This is a genomic window from Desulfuromonas carbonis (assembly GCF_054658035.1).
This window is the reverse complement of the sequence record NZ_BAAHXR010000003.1, coordinates 793,702-805,206: the sequence shown is the minus strand read 5'-3', so window position 1 is coordinate 805,206 and position 11,505 is coordinate 793,702. Positions and strand designations below refer to the sequence as shown.

Below are 11,505 nucleotides of genomic sequence, written 5' to 3'. Positions count from 1 at the left end.
GGACCGGGCACGGGGGTACCTTGCAAGACCTTTTCGGACGTTCCATCAATTACCTGCGGCTGTCGATCACCGACCGCTGCAACCTGCGCTGCCGCTACTGCATGCCTGCCGACGGCGTGCCGCCGCTGGGGCATGACGCCATCCTCTCCTACGAGGAGTTGCTGCGGGTCGCCCGGCTGGCGGTGCAACTCGGGGTGCGCAAGATCCGGGTGACCGGTGGCGAACCCTTGGTCCGGCGCGGTGTTGTCGATTTTGTTGCGGCCCTGTGCGCCCTGCCGGAGCGCCCCGAGGTGGTCCTGACCACCAATGGCCTGCTCCTCGCTGATTACGCCGCCGATCTCGCCCGGGTCGGTTTGGCCCGGGTCAACGTCAGTCTCGACACCTTGCGGCCCGAGCGTTTTCGCGAGATTACCCGGCGGGAGGGGCTGGAACGGGTCCTGGCCGGCCTTGCGGCCGCCGAGCAGGCCGGGCTGGCGCCGCTGAAATTGAACATTGTGCCGATCCGCGGGGTCAACGAAGACGAAATCATCGATTTTGCCCGCCTCACCCTGCGCCACCCCTGGGAGGTGCGTTTTATCGAGTTCATGCCCTTCGGCCAGGGCCTCGATTATCCTGCGGACCGCCGCCTCCCGGCCCCCCGCATTCTCGAAGAACTCTCCCGGCTCGGCCTGCTGCTGCCGGTCAGCCGAGTGGGCAACGCCGGTCCGGCGCGGCTCTACCGCTATGCCGACAGTGTCGGACAGATCGGCGTCATCCCCGCCATTTCCGGGCATATCTGCAGCGAGTGCAACCGCTTGCGGCTGACTGCCGACGGCCGCATCCGTCCCTGCCTTCTCGGTGACCAGGAGATCGACCTGCGCCAGTTGCTGCGGGCCGGTGCCGGGGACGAGGAGCTTTGCCAGGCGCTGCTGGGGGCGGTCTGTGCCAAGCCGGAGCGGCATCGGCTCGGCGACGGGGGACAGGTCCGCAACCGCCGGCCGATGACCGGCATTGGTGGCTGACGCAAAACCCGGACGGGTCTGAAATCGAAGGGACAAAGAAAAGCCCGGCAGGCGTTCAGCGCCTGCCGGGCTTTTCTCTTTGCAGCGTGGTTGGTCAGCAGAAGAGCTGGGTGATGTAGATTTTGCCGTCGGCGGCGAAGACGATGCCGATCCCTTCGCTGCCCAGGGTCGGGTCGAGCAGGTTTTCCCGGTGCCCAAGGCTCGACAACCAGCCGTTAACGGTACTCCGGGCGATTTCGTCGAGACTGTTCCAGCGATAGCTGCGCTCTTCCCGGCCGTCGTGGACGACGATACTCATGCTGCTGTAGCGGTGGTTGAGGCTGAGGTTTTCCGCGACCCCGATATCGATGAGCTGGCCGCGGCGGACGCGGCAGGCGAAACCGGCCGCGTTCGCGCGCTCGCCGGGAGTGTGCCCGGCGCGGTCGATATGGCTGAAGTAGTCGCCTTCGGCCATGTCCTGGCTGTGGCCGCGGGCGATCTTTGCCAGTTTCTGATCGAACGTCAGTGCCGGCAGCCGTTGCGCCTGGCGTTCGGCGTTGACCAGTTGATGGATGCGCAGCTCCAGGTCGCCAGCAGAAAATGCCGGCGCCGCCGCCGCGTCAACGGGCAGGAGGCAGATAATCAGCAGCCAGAGGATGCAGAGCCGTCGTTCCATGGGACTCCTCCCTGGCGGTCATTATAGCGGACGGCTGGCCTGGGACAAGGAGGCGCGACGGTCAGGGGAGGGCGTCGTTGAGCAGTTCCAGGATGTGCACCGCCTTTTGGCGGCCACCGGCATGGTTGATCGAATCCTGCAGCTGCATGATACAACCGGGGCAGTCGGTGGCGACCAGCGCCGCGCCGCTGTCGGCGATAGCGGTCGCCTTCTTGGCGCCGATCTGCTTGCTCGTCTCGTAGTGATAGACCGAGTAGGTGCCGCCGAGGCCGCAGCAGGTGCCGGCGCCGGTCATTTCGACGAATTCGACCTGGGGCAGCGCCGCAAGGATCCGCCGCGGCTCCCTGGTGATCCCCTGGGTGCGCAGGTGGCAGGGGTCGTGGTAGGTGACGCGGACCTTCTTCTCCGCCGCCGGCAGGGCGGCAAGTTTTTCCGGCAGGCCGTGGTTGGCGAGAAAGACGAAGATATCCTCGACCTTGGCGCCGAGCGCCCGGTACTCCGCGCCGAGGTCGGCGTAGACCTTGCCGAGGCCGGCATGGCAGGAGGCGCAGGCGGTGACGATAAAGTCGACCGGCCGGGCGGTCAACGCCTTCAGGTTCTGCGCTGCAAGTTCCTCCACCGCCGCGCCGGCGCCGGCGCTCACCGCCGGCAGTCCGCAGCATCCCTGGTCTTTGGGAATGACGACGCTGACGCCGAGGAACTTGAGTGCCCGCAGCAGCGCTTCGCCGACCGCCGGGTACATGTAGTTGATGCCGCAGCCGGTAAAAAAGGCGACGGTCGGTTGACCCGCCTCTCCTTCGATCCACTCCGGCACCCGCTCGCGGAAGGGCTTGGCGGTGAACTCGGGCAGAGTGCGGTCCGGGTCGAGGTAGGGGAGGGGGAACCGCAGGCGCAGGCCGCTCGATTCGGGGAGCTTTTTGAACAGCAGCTTCGCCATCGATCCACCGGTCTTCGCCAGCAGGTTGAGGAGCTTCTGTCGCCGCAATACCGTGGTCATGCCGCGGCCGAAACTGGAGAGCCCCTTCTCCCGGGCGATGCGCCGCCGCGCCGCGGCGACGATCTCCTCGGTCGGCACCTTGTTCGGACACTGGGCGGTGCAGCTGCCGCAGAGGAGGCACTGGGAGAGGTCAAAGAGGACCTTCTCCTCGAGGCCGATCTTGCCGTCGAGGAGGGCCCCGGCCAGGGCGACCTTGCCGCGGGCGACCCGCCCTTCGTGCTTTTCGGCGCCGAAGACCGGGCAGTGGGCGCGGCAGGCGCCGCACTTGACGCACTGCTCGATCTCTGCGCGGTACTGTTCGAGTTCTTTCAGCTTGGTCATGTTGATTATCTGCCACCCGTTCGCTTCGCTCACTTGAGACAGGAAGGTGCAGAGAAAAGCTATATCGGACCTATCTCTCTGTCTCTGTGCCTCTGTGGCGGAGATCGCTCAGTTGTCCAGGAAGATTTTCCCCGGATTGAGAATGTTGTTGGGGTCGAGGGCGCGCTTGATCGTCTTCATGTACTCGCTCGCCTCGGGGGAAAGCTCCAGCGGGATATAGGCCGCCTTGGCGATGCCGACGCCATGCTCGCCGCTCATGGTGCCGCCCAGTTCCAGGGCGCCGCGGAAGACCTCCTCGATCGCCTGCTCTGCCTTCTCCAGTTCGCCGGGAACCTTCTTGTCGATCATGACGTTGACGTGGATGTTGCCGTCCCCGGCGTGGCCGAAGTTGACGATCGGGATATTGTACTTGCCGGCGATGGCGTCGACCTTGCGGATCATCTCCGGCACCTTGGAGCGCGGCACGCAGATGTCCTCGTTGAACTTGTCGGGGTTGACCTTGCGTAAGGAAGCCGAGACCGAACGGCGGATCTGCCAGAGCGCCTCGCTCTCCGCCGCGGTGGTGGCGATGCGGGTCTCGACGACGCCGAGGGGCTGGATGATCTCGGCGATCTTCGCCGCCTGGCGGTCGATGACGTCGGCATCGCCGTCGACTTCGATGATCAGCACCGCCCTGGCGGCGTCGGGGACCTGCAGGCCGGTCGCCTTGCGCACGCAGTCGATGGTAGCTGCGTCCATGAATTCGAGGGTGGTGGGGATGATCTTGCCGCGGATGATCGCCGAGACCGCCTGCGCTGCGCCGTCGATGGAGTCGAAGAGGACCAGCATCGTCTTCTTCGCTTCAGGAAGCGGCAGCAGCTTGATGACGATCTTGGTGATCACGCCGAGAGTCCCTTCCGAGCCGCACATCAATTTGGTCAGGTCGTAGCCGACCACCCCCTTCATGGTCGGGCCGCCGGTGCGGATGATGTCGCCAGTCGGGGTGACGATCTCGAGGCCGAGGATGTAGTCCTTGGTCACGCCGTACTTGACGCAGCGCGGACCGCCGGCGCACTCGGCGACGTTGCCGCCGAGGGTCGAAAATTTGAGCGAGGCCGGATCGGGCGGGTAGAAGAGGCCGACCTTCTCCACCGCCTGCTGGAACTGTTCGGTGACCACCCCGGGCTGGACCGTCGCCACCAGGTTCTCCTCGTCGATCAAGAGGATCTGGTCGAGGCGCTCGGTGACCAGCACGATCCCCCCCTTGGTTGGCAACGCCCCGCCGGTGAAGCCGCTGCCGGCGCCGCGGGGAAAGACCGGAATCTTCTCGCGGTTGGCGAGCTTGATGACGGCGCTGATCTCCTCGGTGGAGCCCGGGTGGACGACGACTTCGGGGAGGAACTGCTGCTGGGTGGCGTCGTAGGAATAGCAGATCAGGTCGGCGTTTTCGGTCGAGACGTTGGCGGCGCCGACCAGGGTTTTAAGTTCGGTGATGATGTGTGATTCAAGCATGGGCAGGCCTCGTGCTTCTCTTGAAATGAAGTTGGGACGAGCGGTCAGCGGGTAATTGTCACCGGCAGCACCGTGCCGCCGTCGGGAATGACGACCGTCCGCGGCGCAGCGGGCAGCCTTTCATACGCCATTCGCAGCGCGGCGTCAAGGTCGGCGGCCTTCTCCATCCCCATGCGGCCGGTCTGCTCGCCCGTGAAGGCGCTGACCAGGATAATGCGGTAGCGGCGCGCCTTGTCGAGGGTGGCGTGGGCGGTCTGGCCATTGATCTCGTAGCGGTTGCGCAGCGCCGCCTCGAAGGCGTCCAGCTCCTGGTAGCGGAACCAGTCGAAGAAGGTCGGGTTGCCGAAGCCGTCGGCGCATTCGGCGAGGAGGATGGCGGTGCCGCCATCGCGCAGCGCCTTGACCCCGTAGTCGAGGGCCTTGTGCGCCTGGATGAAATTGAGGTCCTTGGGCCAGCCGCCGCAGGAGATCACCGCCAGGTCGGCCGGCTGCTCCACCGGGACGGTATAAAGGCGGCGGGCGAAGTCGCAGCCAGCGCGGTGGGCTTCCTCCAGCTCGCCGCAGAAGACCCCGGCAATCCGCTTGTCGGGGGTGAGGACGGTGTTGAAGAGGAAGTCGGGCTGCACCTTGCGGGCGGCGGCGAGGATCGCCGCATGGACGGGGTTGCCGGCGAGTACCGCCGGAGCGGCGAGGGGGTGCTTGCCGCCGATTTCCGGCGGGTTGAAGACCATGAAATGGGTCGCCATGCAGGTGGCGCGCGACGCCACCCCCGGCACCAGCCCCTTGCGGCCGCCACCGAAGCCGGCGAAATAGTGAACGCCGATGGTGCCGGTGACGATCACCCGGTCGGCGCTCATCACCGTGCGGTTGATCTGTACCGGCAGCCCTTCCGCGGTGGGGCCGAGGTCGACCAGCTGCGCCGGGTCGTCACAGTCGTGGTCGATGACGCGAAGCTGGCCGAAGAGGGGGCCGAGGGTCCTGGCGTGCTCGGCAGGAGTCTGCTTGCGGTGAATGCCGAGGGCAATCACCACGACGATATCCGCACGCCGAATCCCGGCGCTTTCCAGTTCCGCAACCAGCAGAGGGAGATAGAGCTCGCTGCCAGTGTAGCGGGTGATGTCCGAGGTGACAATCGCTACCGATTCCCCCGGCTGAAGGATGCGGGAGAGGGGGAGGGTGCCGATCGGCGCGGCGAGAGCGGCGCGGATCGTCGCCTCCGGCTCGGCGGTCGCGCCGCGGTCCGCGACCGTCAGCAACTGGCCGCCGGCGATCTCGGCCTGGAGCGACTGGCGGCCGTATTTGAGGAGAAAGCCGGGCATTGGTCACCTTTCAGGTTAACTTTGCCATTCTAGCTGGTTTGGCGCCGGAAAAACAAGGGCCCGCGCAACGCCTGCCTTGCACTGCAGCCGCACGCCACGAAGGGTGGGGAGGGTCGGACTGGAGTGCTGCTGATCGGCTTGCCGGTCGCTAGGCTCCCGTTTCTCCCGGTTTTGTGAGCTGGCGCCGGGAGGCGTGGAAGTTAAAAAAGAAAATTGCGGACAAAACCGCCAGCCCGGCCAGGTGCCCCCACCAGGGGAGGGGCCAGAGCAGGGCAGCGGCACAACCGAAGGTGAGCAGGCGCAGCGGCAGGCGCAACCGGGTCTCCATAAAGCCTTCGATGCTGGCGGCAAAGGCGTAGAGTCCGAAAAAGGCGAAGAAGAAGATCAGGAAATCACCGGCCCAGGAGCCGCCGATAAACTGGGTGTAGGCAAAGAGCAGCGGGATGACATAGAGCCCCTTGGCCAGTTTCCAGGCCTGCAGACCGGTCTCCATCGGCTTGGTGCCGGCGATGGCGGCGCCGGTGAAGGCGGCCAGGGCGACCGGCGGGGTGACGTTGGAATCCTGGCTCAGCCAGAAGATGATCAGGTGCGCGGAGAGCAGGGCGTAGGTGAGGGTGTGCGGGCTGAGTACCGCTTCGCGCACCATGCTCGCCATGTCGATCGGCACCGCATCGACGATCATCCGCGCGGTGGCGTGGGTCATCGGTTGGCCGATCTGCGCCAGGTGCTCGGGGGCGGCGAGCATGAAGATCGCCTTGGCGCTCTCGGGGACCTGGCCGTTCATCAGCGCATCGACCAGGAAGCCGTCGGCGATCAGGGCATGCAGTGCCGGCGCCGAGAGGGTGCCGAGGACGATGTAGGCAGCGGTGACCGGCAGGCCCATGCCGAGGACCAGCGAAGCGAGGGCGATCAGGAGAATGGCGATGACCATATTGTGCCCGGCCCACTGGTTGATCATCAGCGAAAAGGTGTTGCCGATGCCGGCGGTGGAGATGACGTTGACGATCAGGCCGACGGAGCAGAGGAGGATGGCGGTCATTACCATGTTGCGGGCGCCGAGAGCGAGCGCCTCGATGATTGCCTTCGGTCCCATCCGGTTCGGGGAGAACCAGGAGGCGACCACCACGGCGAGCATGCTGATGCCGGCGGCGTAGGTCGGGGTGAAACCGTAGATCAGCAGCCCGATGAGAACGGCAATCGGGAGGAGGAAGACGATGCCGCCGCGCTTGAAGACGGCGAGGGCCGAAACCTCCTCATGGTCGAGGGCATCGACATGGCTGCGTTTCGCCTCGATACGCACGAAAAAACCGACCGTGGCGAAGTAGAGGATCGCCGGCAGAATACTGACCAGTACGATGGTGTTGTAGGAGATCTCGGTGTAGGAGGCCATGACGAAGGCGCCGGCGCCCATGATCGGCGGCATCAGCTGGCCACCGGTGGAGGCGGCCGCTTCGACCCCGGCGGCGAACTTGGCGGGGAAACCGGCCCGTTTCATCAGCGGAATGGTGATCACCCCGGTGGAGGCGGTGTTGGCCACCGCCGAGCCGGAGATGGTCCCCATCAGCCCCGACGCCATCACGGCCACCAGTCCCGGCCCGCCGACCATGCGGCCGGCTACGGCGCGGGCGAGGTCGATGACGAACTCGCCCGCGCCGGAGCGAAGCAGGAAGGCGCCGAAGAGGATGAACATGAAGACGTAGCTTGACGAAATGCTGGCAATGGTGCCGAAGAGGGCGTCGTCACCGTAAATGCTGCGGAACAGGATCGTCTCCGGGGAGAGACCGGCGAACTTGAAGACGCCGCTGATGGCGCCCCCCCACCAGCCGATGTAGGAGAGGGCGATCAGGATCAGCACCGGGATGAACCAGCCGGCGACCCGGCGGGTCAATTCAAGGGCGCAAAGGATCAGGACGATACCGGCCAGCCATTCCGTTGGCAGCAGACGCACGCCGCGGGCGTAGATGGCGTCCTCCATGGAGATCAGGTAGATCGCAGAGCCGGCCGCCAGCAAACCGAGCAGCAGGTCGAGTCCCTGCCAGAAGCGTCCGCCATCCTTGCGCACCGGGTAGACCAGCACCGCCATCAGGGCAAATCCTGCGAAGTGCAGGGAGTTCTGCCACAGGGAGGAGAGGACGGTGACCAGGTTGAACCAGAGGTGGAGCAGGGAAACCGTCACCCCGATAAAGAGGAGGGCATGGCTGGGGATGGGGAGGGACTCGGCAGCAGAATCCGGCGCACTCATAACGACTTCACTCCAAGGAAATGCGGCCGTCCTTGCGGACGGCCGCTCCAGTCATCGTCAGTTGGCCAGCAGGCGGGCGGGGATCTTGATGCCGACCTCCTGGTAATACTTGGCGGCGCCCGGATGCAGCGGCATTGGCAGCCCGGCGATCGCCTTTTCGATCGCCATCGCCTTGGTGGCGCTGTGGATGGCATTCAGAAACGGCAGGTTTTCATAGATGGTCTTGGTGATCTGGTAGACGGCGTCTTCATCAACGTCAGCGCGGACCGAGAGGAAGTTGGGCTGGGCGATGGTGTTGATATCCTTCTCCTGCCCCGGGTAGGTGCCGGCCGGGATCACGTAGCGGGTCCAGAGATCCATGCCGCCATCGGCCTTGGCCAGTTCCGCATCGGTAAAATCGAGGATCGCCAGGTCGCTGCCCATATTGGCCATTGCCTTGGTAATCGCCCCCGCCGGTACCCCGGCCGGGATGCTCATGCCGGCAGCCTGGCCGTTCTGCATGGCGTCCGCCGAGGGACCGTAGCCGACGTAGATGAGATTGTAATAGGTTTCAACGTTCGGCACCCCGAGGTTCTCCAGCAGGACGGTATTGGAGCCGAGGGTGCCGGAGTTCTTCGAGCCGAGGGAAACGGTTTCCCCTTTCATGGCGACCATGTCGGCCACGGTGCCGGTCTTGGCAAATTTTCGGTTGACGGCGAAGTGCTCGACGTTCTGCCAGAGCATCGTCACCGAACGCAGGTTTTTCTGCGGGCCTTCGCTCGCAATCGGGCCGGTCCCCTTCCAGGCATAAACGCCGTAAAGTCCCTGCAGGATGGCAAACTGAACTTCGTTATCCCGCAGCAGTTTGATGTTCTCACCGGACCCGGCCGAACTGATTGCCGACATACCGATCTTCTGGGTAGGCTGGAGTTTGACCTTGACCAGGGTCGACAGGGCGACCCCCACGGGGTAGTAGGTGCCGCCGGTGGAGGCGGTAGCCATCAGGTAGTTGCGCTCTTCTGCGGCCTGAGCGGTGGAGAAAGAGCAGAAGAGCAGGGCGACTGCTGCAACGAATGACACCATGGGCCTGATCTGCATTTGCATTGGGTCCTCCTCGATATTCTGGTTTGTTCCCGACGGGAGCTTCGAGCTCCCTTCCTGGCGGATTAATTCTTCCGTCTCCTGGGCGTGTCCGCATTCATTCTACCGAATAAAACGCCTATTTCCGGTCGGGTGCGGCTGAATTCCCAAATTTTTTCCGCGGCCCGGTCATTTTTTCCGTAACGAGCGAATTCTTGCCGGTCCCGCACGGGGTAGATGGGAAGGTCGGCAACACCGCAATCGTTGGCGCCGGTCTGGACGGGATGCTCCGGGCCGAATCCGGATCAGCTGAAAGCGGATCAGTTGACACCTCGGCAGCCGCCACCTAGAATGCGGGTACTTTCGGGGGAGGAAACATTTGGCCCAGCAGACAAAGACCTTCTACAGCTGCCAGCAATGCGGATTGCAGAGCCCGAAGTGGCTCGGCAAATGCCCCGATTGCGGCCAGTGGAACAGCCTCGTCGAGGAGACCCGGGTGGTAACAAAGGGGGGGGCAGCCCGCGCATTGCCGCCGGCCGGCAAGCCCCAGCTCCTCAGTGAGGTGAAGATCAGCGAAGAAGACCGCATCTGCTGTGGCATCCTGGAGCTCGACCGCGTCCTCGGTGGCGGCGTTGTCCCCGGCTCGCTGACCCTGATCGGCGGTGATCCCGGCATCGGCAAGTCGACCCTGCTGTTGCAGGCGATCGACCGCCTCGCCGCCAACGGCAAGGCCCTCTATGTGACGGCAGAGGAGTCGACGCGCCAGGTGAAGCTGCGCGGTGACCGGCTCGGGGTCGCTTCCCCCAATCTCTACCTGCTCGCGGAGACCTCCCTTGAGGCGGTCTTCGAACGGGTGCGGGAGCTCCGGCCCTCCTTCCTGGTCATCGATTCGATCCAGACCATTCATACCGCCGCCCTCGAATCGGCTCCCGGCAGTGTCAGCCAGGTGCGCGAGTGTGCGGCCAGGCTGATGCAGCAGGCCAAGGGCGAGGGGGTGCCGACCTTCATCGTCGGCCACGTCACCAAGGACGGCGCCATCGCCGGGCCGCGGATGCTCGAGCACCTGGTCGATACCGTCCTCTACTTCGAGGGGGATCCCGGCCACCCCTACCGCATCCTGCGCGCGGTCAAGAACCGCTTCGGCTCGACCAACGAGATCGGCGTCTTCTCCATGGTCGAGGCCGGCCTGCAGGAAGTCGCCAACCCCTCCGAACTCTTTCTCGCCGAACGCCCGGTCGGTGTTGCCGGCAGCGCCGTCGTTCCCTCCCTCGAAGGGAGCCGCCCGATCCTGGTCGAGCTGCAGGCCCTGGTCTCCGGCTCCTCCCTCGGCAACCCGCGGCGGACCACCATGGGGATCGACCACAACCGGGTCTCGCTGCTGGTGGCGGTGCTGGAGAAGAAGATCGGCCTCTCCCTGATGGCCCAGGACATCTTCCTCAACGTCGCCGGCGGCGTGCGGCTGGTCGAGCCGGCCATCGATCTCGGCGTGATGGCGGCGCTCGCCTCCAGCCATCGCAACCGGCCGATCCCGGAACGGACCATCCTCTTTGGTGAGGTCGGCCTGGCCGGGGAGGTTCGCGCCGTCTCGCGGCCGGAGCTGCGGGTCAAGGAAGCGGCCCGGCTCGGTTTTGACCGTTGCCTGCTGCCGGCCGGCAATCTGAAAAATCTCGAGTCCCCGCCGGGCATGCGCCTGTGCGGGGTGCGCAGCGCCGAGGAAGCGCTGGACCAGTTGTTCGAGTGAGGAGCAAAAGTCGATGAGCGAGGAGAAATTCAGTCATTTTGACGCCGACGGCCGCGCGATCATGGTCGAGGTGGGCGACAAGCCGGCGACCCGGCGCACGGCGGTGGCGAGGGGCGAGGTGCGGATGCAGGAGGCCACCCTGCAGCGGATTCTCGACCGCAGCCTGGAGAAGGGCGATGTCCTGGGTGTCGCGCGGCTCGCCGGGATCATGGCGGCGAAGAAGACCGCGGAGCTGATCCCGCTCTGCCATCCCCTGGCCCTGACCTCGGTGGCGATCGACTTCGTCCCCTTCCCCGGCGCGGGGCGGCTCGGGATCGAAGCGACGGTCAGGGTGACTGGGAACACCGGGGTCGAGATGGAAGCACTCACCGCCGTATCGGTAGCGGCGCTGACCGTTTATGACATGTGCAAGGCAATTGACCGGGGGATGGAGATCGCCTCTGTGCAGCTGCTCGAAAAGCATGGCGGCAAGAGCGGATCGTTTATTCGTGATGCGGCCGGCCGGCCTGTTTGAAACAAAGAGAGGATGATTTCGTGGCCGCGACCTTGAATTACCAGTAGTGTCCGGTTAGCAAATTGCATTCACCCAAAGTTGCAGATAATTGTAAATATTTTCACAAGTTAGCGTATTTTTTGCTTGACAAATCGTCGTGAAGTCGGCGCGGTGATTTTCGTAAAT

At 64.9% G+C, this 11,505-nt stretch carries 9 protein-coding genes; 3 read left to right on the top strand and 6 right to left on the bottom strand.

The genetic code is table 11. The annotated features are described in order from the left end of the window. Window positions 1-20 precede the first annotated feature (20 nt). Window positions 21-1,001, top strand: coding sequence for a GTP 3',8-cyclase MoaA (moaA, locus tag ACYQ8E_RS10660; protein WP_459860945.1), 981 nt, complete (start codon window positions 21-23; stop codon window positions 999-1,001). Between the two features lie 94 nt (window positions 1,002-1,095). Here the strand turns inward: moaA and ACYQ8E_RS10655 are convergent, their stop codons facing one another. The 6 genes from ACYQ8E_RS10655 to ACYQ8E_RS10630 form a co-directional block, all read right to left on the bottom strand. Continuing rightward, entirely contained in the window at window positions 1,096-1,656 is a 561-nt protein-coding gene (locus ACYQ8E_RS10655) for a CAP domain-containing protein (protein WP_066729022.1), read from the bottom strand. Between the two features lie 61 nt (window positions 1,657-1,717). Continuing rightward, window positions 1,718-2,974 (bottom strand): (Fe-S)-binding protein, encoded by a 1,257-nt coding sequence (locus ACYQ8E_RS10650; RefSeq protein ID WP_066729020.1) that lies wholly within the window; start codon window positions 2,972-2,974, stop codon window positions 1,718-1,720. Window positions 2,975-3,082: 108 nt separating this feature from the next. Beyond that, complete coding sequence (locus ACYQ8E_RS10645; RefSeq protein ID WP_066729019.1) at window positions 3,083-4,465, bottom strand: FAD-binding oxidoreductase; 1,383 nt, start codon at window positions 4,463-4,465, stop codon at window positions 3,083-3,085. Window positions 4,466-4,509: 44 nt separating this feature from the next. Next, window positions 4,510-5,784, bottom strand: a complete 1,275-nt coding sequence (locus tag ACYQ8E_RS10640) for a nickel-dependent lactate racemase family protein (RefSeq protein ID WP_066729018.1) — start codon at window positions 5,782-5,784, stop codon at window positions 4,510-4,512. A 148-nt stretch (window positions 5,785-5,932) separates the two neighbouring features. Continuing rightward, on the bottom strand, window positions 5,933-8,026 hold the full coding sequence (locus tag ACYQ8E_RS10635) for a TRAP transporter permease (protein WP_066729017.1): 2,094 nt from the start codon (window positions 8,024-8,026) through the stop codon (window positions 5,933-5,935). A gap of 57 nt (window positions 8,027-8,083) precedes the next feature. After that, a complete protein-coding gene (locus tag ACYQ8E_RS10630) occupies window positions 8,084-9,103 on the bottom strand; it encodes a TAXI family TRAP transporter solute-binding subunit (RefSeq protein WP_231875350.1) in 1,020 nt (339 codons plus the stop codon). Window positions 9,104-9,464: 361 nt separating this feature from the next. Between ACYQ8E_RS10630 and radA the strand changes: the two genes are divergently transcribed. Both radA and moaC read left to right on the top strand, forming a co-directional pair. Further along, the gene (radA, locus tag ACYQ8E_RS10625; protein WP_066729015.1) at window positions 9,465-10,826 is read left to right on the top strand and encodes a DNA repair protein RadA; all 1,362 of its coding nucleotides are present in this window, start codon (window positions 9,465-9,467) and stop codon (window positions 10,824-10,826) included. A 13-nt stretch (window positions 10,827-10,839) separates the two neighbouring features. Further along, window positions 10,840-11,340, top strand: a complete 501-nt coding sequence (moaC, locus tag ACYQ8E_RS10620) for a cyclic pyranopterin monophosphate synthase MoaC (protein ID WP_066729014.1) — start codon at window positions 10,840-10,842, stop codon at window positions 11,338-11,340. Window positions 11,341-11,505: the final 165 nt, after the last annotated feature.